The sequence below is a fragment of the Paraburkholderia sp. genome (genome assembly GCF_004298475.1).
GTDB lineage: Bacteria > Pseudomonadota > Gammaproteobacteria > Burkholderiales > Burkholderiaceae > Paraburkholderia > Paraburkholderia denitrificans.
The window spans coordinates 42694-62357 of record NZ_SCRP01000016.1 but is presented as its reverse complement, the minus strand read 5'-3'; the positions used below and the strand labels follow the sequence as shown (position 1 = coordinate 62357).

The 19664-nt window shown below is 65.5% G+C and carries 16 protein-coding genes and 1 riboswitch; of the genes, 1 reads left to right on the top strand and 15 read right to left on the bottom strand.

The window, feature by feature from the left end; genetic code table 11:
• Positions 1–16 precede the first annotated feature (16 nt).
• The 12 genes from EPN59_RS09400 to EPN59_RS09345 form a co-directional block, all read right to left on the bottom strand.
• Positions 17–781, bottom strand: a complete 765-nt coding sequence (locus tag EPN59_RS09400) for an ABC transporter permease (RefSeq protein ID WP_293033907.1) — start codon at positions 779–781, stop codon at positions 17–19.
• On the bottom strand, positions 778–1704 hold the full coding sequence (locus EPN59_RS09395) for an ABC transporter ATP-binding protein (protein ID WP_293033906.1): 927 nt from the start codon (positions 1702–1704) through the stop codon (positions 778–780). Before EPN59_RS09395 ends, EPN59_RS09400 begins: the two co-directional genes overlap by 4 nt.
• 277 nt (positions 1705–1981) lie before the next feature.
• On the bottom strand, positions 1982–2254 hold the full coding sequence (locus EPN59_RS09390) for an STAS domain-containing protein (RefSeq protein ID WP_293033905.1): 273 nt from the start codon (positions 2252–2254) through the stop codon (positions 1982–1984).
• On the bottom strand, positions 2251–2886 hold the full coding sequence (locus EPN59_RS09385) for an ABC transporter substrate-binding protein (RefSeq protein ID WP_293033904.1): 636 nt from the start codon (positions 2884–2886) through the stop codon (positions 2251–2253). Before EPN59_RS09385 ends, EPN59_RS09390 begins: the two co-directional genes overlap by 4 nt.
• Before the next feature lie 162 nt (positions 2887–3048).
• Complete coding sequence (locus tag EPN59_RS09380) at positions 3049–3984, bottom strand: VacJ family lipoprotein (RefSeq protein WP_293033903.1); 936 nt, start codon at positions 3982–3984, stop codon at positions 3049–3051.
• A gap of 10 nt (positions 3985–3994) precedes the next feature.
• Entirely contained in the window at positions 3995–4546 is a 552-nt protein-coding gene (gene mlaD, locus EPN59_RS09375) for an outer membrane lipid asymmetry maintenance protein MlaD (RefSeq protein ID WP_293033902.1), read from the bottom strand.
• Positions 4547–4591: 45 nt separating this feature from the next.
• A complete protein-coding gene (gene mlaE / locus EPN59_RS09370) occupies positions 4592–5368 on the bottom strand; it encodes a lipid asymmetry maintenance ABC transporter permease subunit MlaE (RefSeq protein WP_293033901.1) in 777 nt (258 codons plus the stop codon).
• Complete coding sequence (locus EPN59_RS09365; protein ID WP_293033900.1) at positions 5365–6186, bottom strand: ABC transporter ATP-binding protein; 822 nt, start codon at positions 6184–6186, stop codon at positions 5365–5367. Before EPN59_RS09365 ends, mlaE begins: the two co-directional genes overlap by 4 nt.
• 169 nt (positions 6187–6355) lie before the next feature.
• Entirely contained in the window at positions 6356–7468 is a 1113-nt protein-coding gene (gene thiE, locus EPN59_RS09360) for a thiamine phosphate synthase (protein WP_293033899.1), read from the bottom strand.
• A complete protein-coding gene (locus tag EPN59_RS09355) occupies positions 7468–8283 on the bottom strand; it encodes a thiazole synthase (RefSeq protein ID WP_293033898.1) in 816 nt (271 codons plus the stop codon). Before EPN59_RS09355 ends, thiE begins: the two co-directional genes overlap by 1 nt.
• A 69-nt stretch (positions 8284–8352) precedes the next feature.
• On the bottom strand, positions 8353–8550 hold the full coding sequence (thiS, locus tag EPN59_RS09350; RefSeq protein ID WP_293033897.1) for a sulfur carrier protein ThiS: 198 nt from the start codon (positions 8548–8550) through the stop codon (positions 8353–8355).
• A gap of 66 nt (positions 8551–8616) precedes the next feature.
• Positions 8617–9759 carry an FAD-dependent oxidoreductase gene (locus tag EPN59_RS09345; RefSeq protein ID WP_293033896.1) on the bottom strand — a complete coding sequence of 381 codons (1143 nt, stop codon included), beginning with the start codon at positions 9757–9759 and terminating at the stop codon, positions 8617–8619.
• A gap of 245 nt (positions 9760–10004) precedes the next feature.
• Positions 10005–10109, bottom strand: a riboswitch (TPP riboswitch).
• A 284-nt stretch (positions 10110–10393) separates the two neighbouring features.
• Between EPN59_RS09345 and EPN59_RS09340 the strand changes: the two genes are divergently transcribed.
• A complete protein-coding gene (locus tag EPN59_RS09340; RefSeq protein WP_293033895.1) occupies positions 10394–12145 on the top strand; it encodes an ABC transporter ATP-binding protein/permease in 1752 nt (583 codons plus the stop codon).
• A gap of 21 nt (positions 12146–12166) precedes the next feature.
• Here the strand turns inward: EPN59_RS09340 and thpR are convergent, their stop codons facing one another.
• The 3 genes from thpR to EPN59_RS09325 all read right to left on the bottom strand — a co-directional run bounded on the left by thpR (position 12167) and on the right by EPN59_RS09325 (position 19215).
• Entirely contained in the window at positions 12167–12721 is a 555-nt protein-coding gene (gene thpR, locus EPN59_RS09335) for an RNA 2',3'-cyclic phosphodiesterase (RefSeq protein WP_293033894.1), read from the bottom strand.
• A 208-nt stretch (positions 12722–12929) separates the two neighbouring features.
• Positions 12930–14396: a glutamate synthase subunit beta gene (locus EPN59_RS09330; RefSeq protein WP_293033893.1), complete on the bottom strand. Its 1467-nt coding sequence runs from the start codon at positions 14394–14396 to the stop codon at positions 12930–12932.
• 121 nt (positions 14397–14517) lie between these two features.
• Positions 14518–19215, bottom strand: a complete 4698-nt coding sequence (locus EPN59_RS09325; protein ID WP_293033892.1) for a glutamate synthase-related protein — start codon at positions 19213–19215, stop codon at positions 14518–14520.
• Between the last annotated feature and the right edge of the window lie 449 nt (positions 19216–19664).

Here is a 19664-nt window from a genome sequence, read left to right as displayed (position 1 = left end):
TCCTGTGCGAAGTGGTTCAGTGGCGCAGCTTGTAGCCGGTCGCGAGCATGCGCATCGCGAGCGCGGCCAGCGCCACGAAAAAGACGAAAACAATCGTAAGGCTCACGAACGGGTTGATATCGGACAAGCCGAAGAAACCGTAGCGAAAGCCGTCGATCATGTAGAAAAACGGGTTGAGCCGCGACACTTCGCGCCACACGGGCGGCAGCGAATGCGTCGAGTAGAACACGCCCGAAAGGAACGTGAGCGGCATGATCAAAAAATTCTGGAACGAGGCGAGCTGATCGAATTTTTCGGCCCAGATGCCCGCGATCAGGCCGAGCGTGCCGAGAATGGCCGAGCCGAGCACCGCGAACACGATGATGAAGAGCGGTGCCGCGAAGCCGAGCGGCACGAACCAGATCGTCACGATGAATACGCCCGCGCCGACCGCGAGCCCGCGCAGGATCGAGGCCAGCACGTAAGCCGCGAAAATCTCCGGGGCGGCCAGCGGCGGCAGCAGAACGAACACGAGGTTGCCGGTGATCTTCGACTGGATCAGGGACGACGAACTGTTCGCAAACGCGTTCTGCAGCACGCTCATCATCACGAGGCCGGGAATCAGGAAGCTCGTGTACGTGACGCCGGGATAAACCTCGACACGGCCGGAGAGCGCGTGCCCGAAGATCGTCAGATAGAGGAGCGCTGTGACGACCGGCGCGAGCACGGTCTGGAAGGCGACCTTCCAGAAACGCAGCACTTCCTTGTAGAAGAGCGTGCCGAAACCGCTATAACCGCTCATGCGAGCCCCTCGATGGCTTCCGGCGCGCTCATCATCTGCACGAAAACATCCTCCAGATCGGCCTTGCGCACTTCGATTTCATCGAGCGTGCAGCCGTTCTCGCGGCACAGCGCGAGAATCCGCTCGACGTCTTCGTAGCCCGCAAGACGCAGCAGATGCTCGCGCGCGTTGACGTTCGACGGATCGACTTCGAGCGCGCGCAGCTCGGCAGGCAGCACGCCCGCGGAAAAACGCACGAACAGCTGCATGCCCGCGAAGCGCCGCAACAGCGTGCAGGTGCGCTCGAGCGCGACCACCTCGCCGCGACGCAGCATCGCAATGCGGTCGCACAGTGCCTGCGCTTCTTCCAGGTAGTGCGTGGTCAGCACGATCGTGTGGCCCTCGCGGTTCAGGCGCGAGATGAATTTCCAGAGCGTCTGGCGCAGCTCGACGTCCACGCCGGCAGTCGGCTCGTCGAGCACGATCACGGGCGGACGGTGCACGAGCGCCTGCGCAACCAGCACGCGGCGCTTCATGCCGCCCGAGAGCGCACGCATGTTGACGTCCGCCTTTTCGGTGAGATCGAGGTTCGCCATGATCTCGTCGATCCACGCGTCGTTATTGCGCAAGCCGAAGTAGCCGGACTGGATGCGCAGCGTCTCGCGAACCGTGAAGAAGGGATCGAACACGAGTTCCTGCGGCACGACGCCGAGATTGCGGCGCGCGTTGCGGTAATCGTGGACCACGTCGTGGCCGCGCACGTCGATCGAGCCTTCGTCGGCGCGCGCGAGTCCCGCAAGAATGCTGATGAGCGTCGTCTTGCCCGCGCCGTTCGGGCCGAGCAGCCCGAAGAACTCGCCTTCTTCGACCGTGAAAGTGACGCCTTTGAGCGCCTGAAGCGCCTTGTAGCTCTTCTTGACGTTACGAAAATCGATGGCTGGCATGACTTGAGCGCCGCCCGTCTCATGCCGGTGCGGCCGAAAAGTACATCAATGCTGCGGGGAAAATCCGGAATTCGGGGACAGCCTGTGTTGTGATCGCGTTGCCGTCCGCAGCGTCGAACGCCCGGCGGCAAATCCCAAAAAACGTTTGATTATAGGGCAAAAGGCGGGGGTGAAAGGCCGGGGCGAAAGTCGGACAGCCCGGCTGGCCCGAAAGGCAAAGCGGCGGCGGACCCTGTGTTGCCGTGGCCGGCGGTCCGCCGCGCGCGTCACGCGTGCGTCAGTGCCGCTCGTTCAGGAGCGGATCGACGCCGTAAGCTTGCGCGAGGCTCGCGAGCTTGGGCGGGAGGTTGAGGACGTCGAGCGCGGCGCCGCGCGCCCGCGCGGCGCGCTGCCAGGCGATCAGCACGGCAAGCGCCGACGAATCGAACTGCGAGAGTTGCGCGCAATCGACGGCGGTCGCGCCCGCCGCGATCCGCGCGAGGCCCGCCGAAAGCACGCTGTTGGCGCTCGCGTGAGTCAGATTGACGCCCGCGTCGAAACTTGCGCTCACGAGTTCTTGCCTGCGGCGAGCTGCTGGTTGCGCTGCGTGAGGAACTGGATCAGTCCGTCCACGCCGCCCTGCTGGATCTTTTCCTGGAACTGCTGCTGGTAAGCCTGGATCAGCCATGCGCCGAGCACGTTGATGTCGTACACGCGCCAGCCCTGCGGCGTCTTGTAGAGGCGGTAGTCAAGCTCGATCGTCTGGCCGTTGTTCAGCACGGTCGAACGCACGACCACATCGGTATCGTCCGGATTCGCGCGGAACGGCTTGTACTGGATCTGCTGGTCGCGCACCTGAGCGAGCGCGCCCGAGTACGTGCGAATCAGCAGCATCTTGAACTGGTCGATGACCTGAGCCTGCTGCTCGGGCGTCGCGGTGCGCCAGTTACGGCCCATCGCGAGCTGCGTCGTGCGGCGGAAGTCCATGTACGGCAGGATCTTCTGGTCGACAAGCTGCGTGATCTTCGTGATGTCGCCCGACTGGATCGACTTGTCGCCGCGGATCTGGTCCATCACCTGCTGCGTGATGGTCTTGACCATCGCGTCCGGATTGCTGGTGTCCACCGCCTGGGCCGATGCCGACGCCGCGCCGGCCGTCGCAAAAAATGCTGCAAAAAGCGCAAACAGAAAGAATTTTTTCATATCGAATCCTGCAAGTTGGGGAGGAAGCCCCCGGTGGAGCCAACGATATCACGCGAGTTCAAGCGCGCTCCAGCCTTAAACTGCGACGATTGTGCGACAAGCGTTTCCGGCTGTTACGTCAGACAACGCCGCACAGCCGGTGTGCCAATACATGGCAATACATCAGCGCAAGCGCAATGCCGGGTAGCCGAAGCGCGCGGGCGGAATCATCTGATCGGCCGGAACCGTCGTCGAGCCGGGGCCCGAGGCGCCTTCCGGAGCCGCGGCGCCCGGCGCTCCACCCGGCGCCTGACCGCCGGCGGGAACCGCGGGCGCCGAGGCGCCAGCCGGAGCCGCCGCACCCTGATCGCCCTGGTCGTAGTTCGGCGGCGGTGCTTCGCCGTAGTCCGGCAGATTCGACGACGATGCGCCCGCCTTGCCGTCCGACAGCAGATATTGGCGACGCTGCAGGTAGGTATTGCGCACGAACGAATACTTGTCGATCGCGGCGCCTTCGAGCAGCTCGCTCGCGCCGAGCAGATTCGCCCGCGTGCTGACGACGTTCAGACCGTACAGCCCCCAGCTGAGCGCTGCGGGATCGACGTAGCTGAGCGGGTTGATGAAATAGTTGCCCGCTGAGCCGATGCCGTCGCGCACCGTGCTCGGCCCGAGCAGCGGCAGCACGAGGTACGGACCGGCCGGCACGCCATAGTGGCCGAGCGTGAGACCCAGATCCTGGTTGTGCTTGGGCAGCTTCGCGAGCGTCGCCACGTCGAACAGGCCGCCGACGCCGAAGACCGTGTTGATCACGACCCGCATGATGTCCGAGACGCCGTCGGCGATCTTCAGCTGCAGCAGGTTGTTCGCCGCGTTGTAGACGTCGCCGATATTCGAGAAGAAGCTCGTGACGCTGGTGCGCACCGGCTGCGGCGTCACCTTCACGTAGCCCTTCGCGGCCGGCTTGAGCGCGTATTGGTCGACCTTGTCGTTGAATGTGAAGACCGTGCGGTTGAAGCCTTCCCACGGATCGTCCTTCGACGGCGTCTGCACTGTCGCGCAACCCGCCATCGTCATTGCCGCAACCCCTATTGCCGCGGCGCGCATGCGCATCGTGGTCATTTTTACCCCCTTACTTGCCAGCCGTGTCCGAGCCTGCTGCCGCGGGAGCCGAAGCCGGTGCCGGTGCAGCACCTGCGCCGCCCGCCGGCTTGTTTGCCCCCGAATCGGCCGCCTTGCTGTACAGGAACTGGCCGATGAGATTTTCGAGCACGATCGCGGACTGCGTCATCGCGATGGTGTCGCCCGCCTTGAGCATTTCGGAATCGCCGCCCGGCTCGAGGCCGATGTACTGTTCGCCGAGCAACCCGGCGGTCAGGATCTTCGCGGACGTGTCCTTCGGAAACTGGTACTGCTGGTCGATGTTGATCGTCACCAGCGCCTGGTAGGTGTTCGCGTCGAAGCCGATCGACGCGACGCGGCCCACCGTCACGCCCGCGCTGCGCACCGGCGCGCGCGGCTTGAGGCTGCCGATGTTGTCGAACTTGAGCTTTACCGGGTAAGTCGACTGGAACGACAGCGAGCTCATGTTGCCGGCCTTCAGCGCGAGAAACAGCAGCGCGACGAAGCCCAGCACCACGAACAGCCCGACCCAGAAATCGAGAGCATTCTTTTTCATCGTCATCCCAATCAGAATCCATTGCGGCGGCGAGCGGACCTGCGGCCCGGCCTAGCTAAACATCAGGGCAGTGAGCAGGAAGTCGAGGCCGAGCACCGCGAGCGACGCGTACACGACCGTCTTCGTGGTCGCACGCGAGACGCCTTCGGGCGTCGGCTTCGCCTCGTAGCCCTGGTAGAGCGCGGTGAACGTCACGGCGAAGCCGAACACGATGCTCTTGACCACGCCATTGCCCACATCGGCCCAGACGTCCACGCCGCCTTGCATCTGCGACCAGAACGCGCCTGCATCGACGCCGATCAGCACCACGCCAACCACATAGCCGCCGAGGATGCCGACCGCGCTGAAGATCGCTGCGAGGATCGGCATGGCGACCACGCCGGCCCACATGCGCGGGGCGATCACGACGCGCACCGGATCGACGGCCATCATCTCCATGGCGGTGAGCTGCTCGCCGGCCTTCATGAGGCCGATTTCGGCGGTGAGCGACGTGCCCGCGCGCCCCGCGAACAGGAGCGCCGTGACGACCGGCCCGAGTTCGCGCACGAGCGACAGCGCGACGAGCAGGCCGAGCGCCTGCTCGGACCCGTAGCGGTTCAGCGTGTAGTAGCCCTGCAGGCCGAGCACGAAACCGACGAAGAGCCCCGAGACGGCAATGATCAACAGCGAATAATTACCGACGAAGTGGATCTGCTTCGTGACAAGGCGCGGGCGGCGCAGAAGCGGGAAAAATTCCAGCACGAGGCGCACGAAGAATCGTGCCGCATGCCCCGCGCGTGTGATCGTCTCGATCACCGTGCGCCCGAGCAGGCTGATTGCGCCGGTCATGTGCGATCTCCGCGAATGCCGAAGTCCGCCGGAAGCGGCACGTTCGCCGGGTAGTGAAAATGGAACGGACCGTCGGGTGCGCCGTCGATGAACTGGCGCACGGTCGGGTCGGTCGAGGCGCGCAGTTCGGCGGGTGTGCCCTGTGCATGCACCTTGCCGTTGGCGAGGAAGTAGACGTAATCGGCGATGGCGAACGACTCGGGCACGTCGTGCGAGACGAGGATGGACGTCGCGCCGAGCGCGTCGTTGAGCGTGCGGATCAGATTGGCCGTGATGCCGAGCGAAATCGGATCGAGCCCCGCGAAGGGCTCGTCGTACATCATGAGTTCCGGGTCGAGCGCGATGGCGCGCGCGAGCGCGACGCGCCGCGCCATGCCGCCCGAGATCTCCGAGGGCGCGAGGTCGCGTGCGCCGCGCAGCCCGACCGCGTTGAGCTTCATGAGCACGAGGTCGCGAATCAGTTCTTCGGGGAGATCGGTGTGCTCGCGCAGCGCAAAGGCGACGTTTTCGAACACGGACATGTCGGTGAAGAGCGCGCCGAACTGGAACAGCATGCCCATCTTGCGGCGCAGCACGTAAAGGCCTTCGCGCGACTGTGCGCCGACATCCTCGCCATGGAACAGCACCTGGCCGCGCTGTGCGCGCACGAGGCCGCCGATCAGGCGCAGCACCGTGGTCTTGCCGCCGCCCGAGCCACCCATGACCGCCACCACCTGGCCGCGCCCAAAGCGCATGTTCAGGCCGGACAGGACGAGCCGGTCGCCATAGCCGAAATCGACGTCGCGCAGCTCCAACAGGGTCTCAGAGGATGATGGCACGTAGGCTGACAATGCATTTACACGAAGGCGGGATTATAGGGCCATCATTCAAAAAATGCCGTGATGCGCCCCGTCCCGAACGTCGGCCGGTCACCACAAAACAACACACACCGGCCCCCTTGACCAGCGGCGCATATAAGTGCGGCTCCGCCGTCCGGTCGAAGGGGCATTATTGCGTAAACGCGTTTTGCAGCGCAGCGACCGCCACAGCCGGATCGGCCGCCTCGGTGACGGCACGCACAACCGCCGCGCTGCCCACCCCCGTCGCGAGCACCTGCGGCAGCACCGCGCCGTCGATGCCGCCGATCGCCACCAGCGGCGCAACGCCGTTCAGCAGCTTCACGTAGCGCACAAGGCGCGCGAGGCCCTGCGGCGCGGTCGGCATGACCTTGGTCGTCGTGGGGAATACCGCGCCGAGCGCGACGTAGCTCGGGCGGAAATGCATCGCGATCAGCATTTCGTAGTAACCGTGCGTCGACAGGCCGAGGCGCACGCCCGCCGCCGCCAGCGCGCCGAGATCCGCATCGCGCAGATCCTCCTGGCCGAGGTGCACGCCATAGGCGCCTGCCGCCAGCGCCTCGCGCCAGTGGTCGTTGATGAACACGCGGGCATCGGCATGCTTGCGCCCTGCCGCGACACAGCGTTCTATTTCACGCATCAATTCCGGCGACTTCGGCTGCTTGCTGCGCAATTGGACGGTCCTCGCGCCGTAGTCGAGCACGCGTTCGACCCAGTCGGCCGTCGGCAGCACCGGATAGATGCCGAGCCTTTCGGGGCACGGCGCAAAAGGCTGCGCCGGCGCGTCGGGCAACCCCGGCACGCGCGGAAAGCGCGAGAAGTCGACGGGCCAGGCATCTTCGCGCGCTTCGTCGCCGTCACGCCAGGCGAGCGCCAGCACGAGCGCATCGTGCGGATCGAAACCGCAGTCGAGGAACGCCGCCAGCGCGGGGATCCAGTCTTCGGCGAGTTCGCCTTCGAGCGGATAGCGCTCGCCGCCGAGATGCAGCGTCGCACGGCCAGGTGCGGCTTCGATCACGCCCGCGCCGTCGAGCATCCAGCGCGCGATGTTCGCCAGGTGCGGCGCGGCGTCGGTCACGACGATCAGATCGCCGCCGTTCGGCGCGTCCGGCGGCGAGTTGGGCGGCGTCAGGCAGATGCGCCACGGCGCGTGGGTGGGCGGCCAGTCGCCGAGGCGCGAACGGATGCGCTCGGTCGTGGCCGTCAGGCCGTCGGCGGGCGGCCAGAAGAGTTCGCGCGCCTGCAGTCGCAAGGTTTCGGTCATCACTTGCCTCCGTCCTGGTTCCAGAACGGCATGCCGACGACCGGCGTACTCGCAACCGCCGCCTCGCGCTCGGCCATCGGCCCGGCGAGATACGCGGCGCGGCCCGCCTCGACGCCGAGCGCGAACGCGCGCGCCATCGCGTCGGGATGCGTGGCCTGCGACACCGCCGTGTTGAGCAGCACGCCGTCGAAACCCCACTCCATCACCTGCGCCGCATGCGACGGCACGCCGAGCCCCGCATCGACGATGAGCGGCACATCCGGCAGGCGCTCGCGCAGCACGCGCAGACCGTACGGATTGATCACGCCCTTGCCGGTGCCGATCGGCGCGCCCCACGGCATCAGCGCCTCGCAGCCCGCATCGAGCAGGCGGCGGCCCATCACGAGGTCTTCGGTGCAATACGGCAGCACCTTGAAGCCGTCACGGACGAGCCGCGAGGCCGCTTCGATCGAGGCGACCATATCGGGCTGCAGCGTGTAATCGTCGCCGATCACTTCGAGCTTGATCCAGTCGGTTTCGAAGATTTCGCGCGCCATGTGCGCGGTGGTCACCGCCTCGTCGACGGTATAGCAGCCCGCCGTATTCGGCAGGAGCGGCACGCCGTGGCGCTTGAGCAGATCGAAGAAGCCGTTGGTGGTCGCGCCGTTGGCCAACTGGCGGCGCAGCGCGATGGTGACCATGCCGGGGCGCGCAGCATCGATCGAATCGGAGAGCGACTGCAGCGACGGATAGCGCGACGTGCCGAGCAGCACGCGGCTTGCAAAGGTTTCGCCGTACAGCGTGAGCGCTTTGTCGGTCGGAAGAGTGGTGGTCATGGAGATGGGATTCCTGGAGTCTGATTTATTGGATGTATCGGGATGTGCTTCGATATGTTCGGCGCCCGGTCAGCCGCCCGCGACCGGGCTCACGACGTCGAGCCGGTCGCCCGCCTGGAGCGTGCGCACGGCATGCTGCGCGCGCGGGACGAAGTCGCAGTTGACCGCCACGGCAAAGGGCGGGCGCGCACCGTACGCGGCGAGCGCGTCGGCTACCGTCGCGCCTTCGGGCAGCGTGAGCCGCTGCTGGTTGACGTCTATGTCCATGTCGATTCTGTTCAATGTGTATTGCTGAATGTATTTCCGACTCCGACGATGCGGGATCAATCGGGCTCAATCGGGCTCGCCCGCGCCGTGCGCGTGCAGCATCGCACTCCAGCGCGATTCGCGGCGCAGTGCCTCGAACGCATCGGCATCGGCAATGCGGCCCTCGATGAGCGCCTGCGCGCACCGCACCGCCTCGTCGGCCACTTCGGGCGCAATCATGAAGCCGTGCCGGTAGAGCCCGTTCACGCGCAACGTCCGCGCGCCGTCCCAGACCAGCGCGGGAAGGTGATCGGGCAAGGTCGGCCGGCACTGCGTGTTGAGTTCGAGAATGCGCGCCTCGCCGAACGCCGGATGCACGGTATAGGCAGCGCTCAGCAGTTCGAGCGCGGAGCGCACGCTCATCGGCGACAGGTCCTCGCCCTCGATCTCGGTCGCGCCGATCACGTAGACATCGTTCTGCTTCGGCGCGACATAGATCGGGTAACGCGGATGCAGCAGGCGCACCGGCCGCGTCAGCCCGATGCCGGGCGCGTGAACGCGCACGACCTCGCCGCGAATGCCGCGTAACGCGGGCAGCGCGGGTTTCGCGCCCAGCCCGCGCGTGTCGATGGTCACGCGTGCGCGCGGCGGATCGGCGTCGTCGACTGCGGTGTTCCAGTGCGTTTCGACGCCCCGCTGCGCAAGCCCCGCCGCCAGCGCGCGCAGCGCCTGGCGGTTGTCGAGCTGGCCGTCGCCCGCCAGCAGCCAGCCGCGCCCGAAGCGTCCGGCGAGTGCGGGCTCCGCCGCGTCGAGCTGCTCGCCCGCGAGCGCGATGAAGCGCTCGTCGGCGAGCCAGTGCGGCGCGTTCGCACGCATGTGGCGCTCGAAAAGCGGAGCTTCGGTGCGGTCGGCGCGATGCCAGACGATGAGCGTGCCGTTGCGCTGGAAGAAGACCGGCTCGGGCAGTTCCGCAAGAATGCGCGGCCAGGTTTCGAGCGATGCGACGCCCAGCTCGGTGACGAGCAGCTCGGCGACGGCAGATTCCGCGAGCGGCGCGAGCATCGCGGCTGCGACCCAGGCCGCCGAGTTGGAACCGTCGGCGCCGCCGCGCTCGTAGAGCGCGACGCGATGGCCCGCGCCCGCGAGGCGCCACGCGACGAGACGCCCGCACAGGCCGCCGCCGAGGACGGCGAAATCGGGCATCGATGAGGGGGATCGAGCGCCGTTCATGACGGCGCCCTGATGGACGATCCGACACGCGCGAACGCAAGGCTGCACGGCGCGCCGGAGCACACGCCGAAGCACGCAGGACGGGTTGATTGAATCGAGAAATAAGCGGTCATCGCATCCTTTCCGTACGGTAACAACAGACGTACCCAAGGACGAAACCGGCTGGCAAGGCCGGCCGGACAGGCGATGCACAGATGGGACGCTGGTCCCGCGCTTGCCCGGCGGAGAGCTGGATGGGGTTCCAGCTAGATCTTCCAGAAACTTCCCTCGCCGGTATTACCCGGATCGGGTGCAAAGGGTCTCTCTCAGCCTCGCTGCGACATGCCAGCAAAGCACCCCTGTTTCGTCAGCGGCCATTAGACCATAAAAGCCGCGAGCCCAGCAAACTCTGACGGGCGTGGCCTTCGGCGCGCGATTGGTGCAAGCGCGCACGGTGATCTGCGCACGCGCTCTGGCACAATGCCTTCTGACAGCGCGATACGTCAGGCGCTCGGTGCCAGTGGGACAATGAGCTTCGCAATCGATCTCCGATTAAGCCCCGCTTAAGCGCGCCCCGACAGAATCGCTGCACCGCGCGCCTCGCTGCACGCCTGGCCCATACCGGCTGCTGGCCGGACCACCCATCGGGACATACATGACCAACCTTTCTCCCCGCGACACGCCGGATCAGGATGAGCGGATCTCGGCCTGGCGCCTGATCAAGCCCTATTGGGTGTCCGAGGAACGCTTGATCGCCTGGGGCCTGCTCGTCGCGATCATCGTGATGAATCTGCTCATCGTGTGGATCAACGTCCGGCTCAACTTCTGGAACCGCGATTTCTTCAACGCGCTGCAAGCCAAACAGGCCAAACAGTTCTGGCATCTGCTGCTCGTCTTCACCGGCCTCGCGTTCGCTTACATCATTCTTGCCGTCTACAAACGTTATCTGACCCAGATGCTCAGCTTCCGGTGGCGTCAGTGGCTCACCACGCGTTTTCTCGGCGACTGGCTCGGCGAAGGCACCTTTTACCGCATCGAGCGAGACCGCCTCACCGACAACCCCGACCAGCGGATCAGCGACGATCTGCAATCCTTCGCGACAACCACGCTTTCGCTCACGCTGGATCTTTTTTCCACGGTCGTCACGCTTTTCTCGTTCATCACGATCCTGTGGACCGTTTCGGGCGCGGTTTCTTTCACGCTGGGCGGGCATCCGGTCAGCATTCCGGGCTACATGGTCTGGATCGCCGCGATCTACGCAGCCGTCGGCTCGTTTATCGTGCACAAGGTGAATCACCCGCTCGTGTCGATCAACTACCAGCAACAGCGCGTCGAAGCCGATTTCCGCTTCGGTCTCATTCGCCTGCGTGAAAACGCCGAGCAAATTGCGCTGTACCACGGCATGGATATCGAGCGAAAGAACGCGCAAGGCCTGTTCCAGCACATCCGCGATAACTGGTGGCTGGTCATGAAGTACACGCGGCGGCTCATTTTCGTGCAGGCCTTCTACGGCCAGGTATCGGGCATCTTTCCGCTCGTCGTCGCTGCGCCCCGTTATTTCGCCGGTGCGATCGAGTTCGGCGTGGTGACGCAGATCGCCGGCGCATTCGGCACCGTCAGCGATTCGTTCTCGTGGTTCATCAACAGTTATTCGACGCTGGTCGAATGGCGCGCTACGGTCAACCGTCTGCGTGAATTCGGGCGCGTGGTCCACTCGCCGCGCCTGAAGGAAACCGTCTCGCCCGCTACCGAGCACGGCGGCATCAATCTGCATTTCGTCGACGCCAACGCGCTCTCCACCGGCAACCTGAAGCTCGCGCTGCCCAACGGCGAGACGCTCTCCGAAGTGCGCGACGTCGCCATCAAGCCGGGCTCGCGCTGGCTCGTGCGCGGCCCGTCGGGTGCGGGCAAGAGCACGCTGATGCGCGCGCTCGCGGGCCTCTGGCCGTTCGGCGAGGGCTCGATCGACGCGCCCGTCGACGCGCGCATGATGTTCATCCCGCAGCAGAGCTATCTGCCGATCGGCACGCTCAAGGCGGCGCTCACGTATCCTTCCGCCCCCGACACCTATAGCGACGACGACTGCCGCGAAGCATTGCGCGCCTGTCGTCTGGAAGCTTACGTGGACCGGCTGGGCGAATCGGCGCACTGGACGCGCGTGCTCTCGCCGGGCGAGCAGCAGCGGCTTGCGGGCGCGCGCGTGCTGCTGCACAAGCCCGACTATCTGTTCCTCGACGAAGCGACGAGCGCGCTCGACCCCGACAACGAAAGCCGCCTCTACAAGCTCTTCAACGATCGCCTGCCGAAAGCGGCCATCGTGAGCGTCGCGCATCGCGAGTCGCTGGCTTCCTTCCACGACGAGACACTCGACATCGCGCGCATGCCCGAAGAGCGGATCGCCGCGTAAGGGTGAACGCGATGGACGGGTTCACGCGCTGGCGAGCGCCACGCTCGCCAGCGCTTCGTAGCGCGCGCCCTGGCGGGCGAGCGTACTCGAATACAGCACGAGAGACGTGAAGCGCAGCGGCGGCAGCGCCTGCGCATCGCACGCGAGCGTCGCCGACGTCGCGTCGCGCGTAAAGCGCGCAATCGTGACGTGCGGGCGGAACGCGCGGGCGTCGAGCGGCAAACCCACGTCGAACATCAAAGAGCGCACGCGCCAGTCGAGCGCGACGAACGCATCGGACATCGCCAGCACGGCGACCATCAAATGTGGACGCACACAGTTCGGCCAGCACTCGATCTTCGCGACCGGCGCGGGCGGAATCGACACGGCGTGCTCCTGCAGGCGGCGCGCCAGCGTTTCGCCCTGCTCTTTTCCCAGCATCCCGATGAACGCGACCGTCAGGTGCAATTGCACGTACGGCACGCGCCGCGAATTGGGCGGAACCGCGAGCACGGCGAGTGCGTCGCGCGAAGGCGCGTCGGGCGTGAGAGCGATGAAGCAGCGCTTCCACGGATCGCTGTTCGAGGCTTCTGACATGGTCGGAGCGGGATCGGTCGCGCAGTTCGGGCGCAGTTCGCTTCATGGTAGCGCGTCGGCGGGCAATGGCTGGCGAAGCATGCCGTGCGCAGCGCTTGCCGGGCATCCGGATCGGGCGCGTAAACGAAGAAGCCGGGCCACTTTCTCAAGTGCCCGGCTTCGTGGTACGGCTCGTATTCGTCACGCGGACGTCACGCCAACAGACAAATTAACGCGGCAACTCCGAGCTGCCCATCAGGAACGCGTCGACCGAACGCGCGCACTGACGGCCTTCACGAATCGCCCAGACGACGAGCGACTGGCCACGGCGCATGTCGCCCGCGGTGAACACCTTGTCGACGGACGTGTAGTAGGCCTTCTCGCCTTCAGTCGAGGCGCGCACGTTGCCGCGCGGGTCCTTGTCGACGCCGAACGCTGCGAGCACCTGCGACACCGGCTGCGTGAAGCCCATTGCGAGCAGCACGAGGTCGGCCTTCATTTCGAACTCCGAATCCGGCACTTCGACCATCTTGCCGTCCTTCCACTCGACGCGCGCGGCGACCAGCTTCTCGACCTTGCCGTTCTTGCCCTCGAAGCGCTTCGTCGCGACCGACCAGTCGCGCTGGCAGCCTTCCTCGTGCGACGACGAGGTGCGCAGCTTGACCGGCCAGTACGGCCACACGAGCGGCTTGTTTTCCGCCTCGGGCGGTTGCGGCAGCAGTTCGAACTGCGTCACGCTCTTCGCGCCGTGGCGGTTCGAGGTGCCGACGCAGTCGGAGCCCGTGTCGCCGCCGCCGATCACGACGACGTGCTTGCCCTTCGCCAAAAGCTGGCCGGGGAGCTTGTCGCCCGCGTTGACCTTGTTCTGCTGCGGCAGGAAATCCATCGCGTAGTGAACGCCCTGCAGCTCACGGCCCGGCACCGGCAGATCGCGCGGCGTTTCCGCGCCGCCTGCGATCACCACGGCGTCGAACTGTTCCTTCAGTTCGTCCGGCGTGATGGTTTCGCGCGCCGTGTTGCCGATGTATGCGGGCAGCTCGCCCTTGCCGACGAAGACGTTGGTGCGGAACGTCACGCCCTCGGCTTCCATCTGGCGCATGCGGCGGTCGATCTGCCACTTCTCCAGCTTGAAATCGGGGATGCCGTAGCGCAGCAGGCCGCCGATGCGGTCGTTCTTTTCGAACACCGTCACGTCGTGCCCGGCGCGCGCGAGTTGCTGCGCGGCGGCGAGGCCCGCGGGGCCCGAGCCGACGACGGCAACCTTCTTGCCGGTCTTGTGCTTCGCGATCTGCGTCGTGACCCAGCCTTCGGCCCACGCTTTATCGATGATCGCGTGCTCGATCGACTTGATGCCGACCGGCTCCTTGTTGATGTTGAGCGTGCACGCCGCTTCGCACGGCGCCGGGCAGATGCGGCCCGTGAACTCGGGGAAGTTGTTGGTCGAGTGCAGCACTTCGATCGCCGACTTCCAGTCCTGGCGGTACACCAGGTCGTTGAAGTCCGGGATGATGTTGTTGACCGGGCAGCCGTTGTTGCAAAACGGAATGCCGCAGTCCATGCAACGCGCGCCCTGGATCTTCGCATCCGCGTCTGACAGCGCGGCCACGAACTCCTTGTAGTGCTTCACCCGCGTCAGCGGTGCTTCGTACGCCTCATGCTGGCGCTCGTACTCGAGAAAACCGGTTACCTTACCCATTTGGCTCTCGTCTATCCATGAATTCGGTGAGGGGATCGGCGCCCGCGCTTCATACGCTTTGCGCGCTTCATGCACCGCATGCGCTGCGCGGCGGGCGCCCCTTCGTCTTTACGTCGTGCCGTCAGGCGGCGAGCACTTCCTGGTTCGCCTTCTTCGCGCCGATCTCGGCCAGTGCGCGCTTGTATTCCGTCGGGAACACCTTCACGAAGTGCCGGCGCGACGCGTCCCAGTTTTCCAGCAGCACCTTCGCACGCGGCGAGCCGGTGAACTGGAAGTGACGCTCGACGAGCCCCTTGAGCAGCGTCTCGTCGGTCTGGCCCGTGTGCCACAGCGCGCGATCCACGGTGCGCTCCTGCTCGGCTTGCTGCAGCACCGGATCGAGCGTAACCATCGAGCGGTTGCACTTGCCTGCGAACGCGCCGTCCGGGTCGTACACGAATGCGACGCCGCCCGACATGCCGGCCGCGAAGTTGCGGCCCGTCTCGCCGAGCACGACGACCGTGCCGCCCGTCATGTACTCGCAACCGTGATCGCCCGTGCCCTCGACCACCGCCGTCGCGCCCGAGTTGCGCACGCAGAAGCGCTCGCCCGCGACGCCGCGCAGGAAGGCTTCACCCTCGATCGCGCCGTACATCACCGTGTTGCCGCAGATGATGTTTTCTTCGGACTTGCCGCGGAAATCGTTGGTCGGACGGATGATGATGCGCCCGCCCGAGAGGCCCTTGCCGACGTAGTCGTTGCCGTCGCCGACGAGGTCCAGCGTGATGCCCTTCGCGAGGAATGCGCCGAAGCTCTGGCCCGCCGTGCCCTTGAACTGGATGTGGATCGAATCGTCGGCGAGGCCGTCGTGGCCGTACTTCTTCGCGACCATGCCCGAGAGCATCGCGCCGACCGTGCGGTTCACGTTGCGCACCGGCTGAATGAACGAGACGTGCTCGCCGTTTTCGATTGCGGCCCGCGCCTTTTCGATCAGCGTATGGTCGAGCGCGCGCGAAAGGCCGTGATCCTGCGACTCGACGTGCAGACGCGCGACTTCGGCGCTCACTTGCGGCTGGTAGAACACGCGCGAGAAGTCGAGGCCCTTCGCCTTCCAGTGCTCGATGCCGCGGCGCGTGTCGAGCAGGTCCGCACGGCCGATGAGGTCGTCGAACTTGCGGATGCCGAGCTGCGCCATGATTTCGCGCACTTCTTCGGCCACGAAGAAGAAGAAGTTGACGACGTGCTCGGGCTGGCCCGAGAACTTCGCGCGCAGCACCGGATCTTGCGTCGCAACGCCGACCGGGCAGGTGTTCAGGTGGCACTTGCGCATCATGATGCAGCCTTCGACGACGAGCGGCGCCGTCGCGAAGCCGAATTCGTCGGCGCCGAGCAGCGCGGCGATGGCGACGTCGCGGCCCGTCTTCATCTGGCCGTCGGCCTGCACGCGAATGCGGCCGCGAAGCCGGTTGAGCACGAGCGTCTGCTGGGTTTCGGCGAGGCCGAGTTCCCACGGCGTGCCGGCGTGCTTGATCGACGAGAGCGGCGACGCGCCCGTGCCGCCGTCATGACCGGCGATCACGACGTGATCGGCCTTCGCCTTTGCGACGCCCGCGGCCACCGTGCCCACGCCGACTTCCGACACGAGCTTCACCGAGATCGACGACGTCGGGTTCACGTTCTTCAGATCGTGAATGAGCTGCGCGAGGTCTTCGATCGAGTAGATGTCGTGGTGCGGCGGCGGCGAGATGAGGCCCACGCCCGGCACCGAGTAACGCAGCTTGCCGATGTACTCCGAAACCTTGTGGCCCGGCAGCTGGCCGCCTTCGCCCGGCTTCGCGCCCTGCGCCATCTTGATCTGGATCTGGTCCGCCGACGCGAGGTACTCCGCCGTCACGCCGAAGCGGCCCGACGCGACCTGCTTGATCTTCGAGCGCAGCGAATCGCCGTCCTTGAGCGCGATGTCCTTCACGACTTCCTTGCCGATCACGGATTGCAGCGTGTCGCCTTCCTTGATCGGAATGCCGCGCAGTTCGTTGCGATAGCGGTTCTCGTCTTCGCCGCCCTCGCCCGTGTTCGACTTGCCGCCGATGCGGTTCATCGCGATGGCAAGCGTGGCGTGCGCTTCGGTCGAAATCGAGCCGAGCGACATCGCGCCGGTGGCGAAGCGCTTGACGATTTCCTTCGCCGGTTCGACGTCGTCGATGGCGATCGCGCGCATCGGATCGATGCGGAACTCGAACAGGCCGCGGAACGTCATGTGACGCTTCGTCTGGTCGTTGATGAGGTGCGCGTATTCCTTGTACGTCTGGTACGAGTTGCTGCGCGCCGAGTGCTGGAGCTTGGCGATAGCATCCGGCGTCCACATGTGGTCTTCGCCGCGCACGCGGTAGGCGTACTCGCCGCCCGCGTCGAGCATGTTCGCGAGGACCGGGCTGCCGCCGTAAGCGTCGCGATGCAGGCGAATCGCTTCGTCCGCGACTTCGAAGAGACCGATGCCGCCGACCTTCGACGCCGTGCCCTTGAAGTACTTGCCGACGAGGTCTTCCGCGAGGCCGATCGCTTCGAAGATCTGCGCGCCCGTGTACGACATGTACGTCGAGATGCCCATCTTCGACATGACCTTCTGCAGGCCCTTGCCGACCGCCTTCGTGAAGTTGTAGACCGCCTTCTCCGGCGACAGGTCGCCCTTCAGGCTGCTGGCCAGCTGCGCGAGCGTTTCCATCGCGAGGTACGGGTGCACGGCTTCGGCACCGTAGCCCGCGAGCAGCGCGAAGTGGTGCGTCTCGCGCGCCGAGCCCGTTTCCACAACCAGACCCGTGCTCGTGCGCAGGCCTTGCGACACGAGGTGCGTGTGGATCGCCGAGGTGGCGAGCAGCGCCGGGATCGCGACGTTGTCGCGGTCGGTGCGGCGGTCCGAGACGATCAGGATGTTGTAGCCGAGCTTGACCGCATCGACGGCTTCCGCGCACAGCGAGGCGAGACGCGCTTCGATGCCTTCCTTGCCCCAGGCGACCGGATAGCAGATGTTCAGTTCGTAGGAGCTGAACTTGCCGCCCGTGTACTGCTCGATCGCACGGATCTTCGCGATGTCCTTGAAGTCGAGCACCGGCTGCGACACTTCGAGACGCATCGGCGGGTTGATGTTGTTGGTGTCGAGCAGATTCGGCTTCGGGCCGATGAACGACACGAGCGACATCACCATGTTCTCGCGGATCGGGTCGATCGGCGGGTTCGTGACCTGCGCGAAGAGCTGCTTGAAGTAGTGATAGAGCGTCTTGTTCTTGTTGGACATGACCGCCAGCGGCGAGTCGTTGCCCATCGAGCCGATCGCCTCTTCACCGGCCATCGCCATCGGCGCCAGCAGGAACTTGATGTCTTCCTGCGAATAGGCGAACGCCTGCTGACGGTCGAGCAGCGTGGCTTCGGCGCGCGCGGTCGCGACGTCTTCGGCCTTCGGCTCGATCTCGTCGAGCTTGATGCGCACGGCGTCGATCCAGCTCTTGTACGGCTTGGCGTTTGCCAGGTTGTCCTTGAGTTCCTTGTCGTCGATGATGCGGCCGTGCTCCATGTCGATCAGGAACATCTTGCCCGGCTGCAGACGCCACTTCTTGACGATCTTCGATTCGGGGATCGGCAGCGTGCCCGCTTCGGACGCCATGATGACGAGTTCGTCGTCGGTGACGATGTAGCGCGCCGGACGCAGGCCGTTACGGTCGAGCGTCGCGCCGATCTGACGGCCGTCCGTGAAGGCAATCGCGGCAGGGCCGTCCCACGGCTCCATCATCGCGGCGTGGTATTCGTAGAACGCGCGGCGGTTCTCGTCCATCAGCGTGTGTTGCTCCCACGCTTCGGGAATCATCATCATGACCGCGTGCACGAGCGGATAGCCCGCCATCACGAGCAGTTCGAGGCAGTTGTCGAACGATGCCGTGTCCGACTGGCCCGGATAGATCAGCGGCCAGAGCTTCGGCAGATCGTCGCCGAGGACGTGCGAGGCAATCGCGCCGGTCCGCGCGTTCAGCCAGTTCACGTTGCCCTTCACGGTGTTGATTTCGCCGTTGTGGGCAATCATGCGGTACGGGTGGGCGAGTTCCCACGCCGGGAACGTGTTCGTCGAGAAGCGCTGGTGCACGAGCGCCAGCGCCGAGACGACGCGCTCGTCTTGCAGGTCGCGGTAGTACACGCCGACCTGGCCCGCCAGCAGCAGGCCCTTGTAGACGACCGTGCGCGCCGAGCACGACGGCACGAAGTATTCCTTGCCGTGCTTGAGCTTGAGCGCCTGGATGCGGTGGCTCGCGGTCTTGCGGATCACATAGAGCTTGCGCTCGAGCGCGTCCGTGACCATCACGTCCTTGCCGCGGCCGATGAAGATCTGGCGGATCAGCGGCTCGCTCGCCTTGACGGTGGGCGAGATCGGCATCGCATGGTCGACCGGCACGTCGCGCCAGCCGAGCACCACCTGGCCTTCGGCGCGCACCGTGCGCTCGAGTTCCTGTTCGCACGCGAGGCGCGAAGCGTGTTCCTTCGGCAGGAAGATCATGCCGACGCCATATTCGCCAGACGGCGGCAGCGTCACGCCTTGCTTGGCCATCTCTTCGCGATAGAAGGCGTCCGGAATCTGGATCAGGATGCCCGCGCCGTCGCCCATGAGCGGATCGGCGCCGACGGCGCCCCGATGGTCGAGGTTTTCGAGAATCTTCAGCCCTTGCTGAATGATTTCGTGGCTCTTCTTGCCCTTGATGTGGGCGACGAAGCCGACGCCGCAAGCGTCGTGTTCGTTCTGCGGGTCATAGAGACCTTGCGCGGCGGGCACCGCGGCGCGCTGCTGGTGATCGTTCATGGGGACACCGTCCAAGAATGGCCAATTGCTGGCCGTTAATTCCGTCTTTTAGTTTCCCGCCGCTTGCGTGACCGCGGTACGGCGTTGCGCGGGCGATGCGGGCTTCCCGCGTCGTGCGCCGAGGAGAGCCGAAAGGCGAATATACGCGACGAATCAAGGGCATGCAAATAAAACCGCATGGTCGAACCCCGATTATCGAGATGGTGCATGCGTGCACCATTTTATTGGGGACATATTTAAATAAAGCCAAAGAAAACGGCATCCGAAGATGCCGTTCCTCGCGTAAGTCGTTGATCCTGAAGCCGATCAGTGCTGCCCGGCACCCGGCTTTCGCTCCTCGTGAGCGGGCGATGAACTCGTCGTGCTGCCGCTACCCGAAGCCGCCGTTCCGCTCGACTGGCCGGTTGGACCGTCCGAATGCGCACCCTGATGTCCGCCTGGATGCGCCC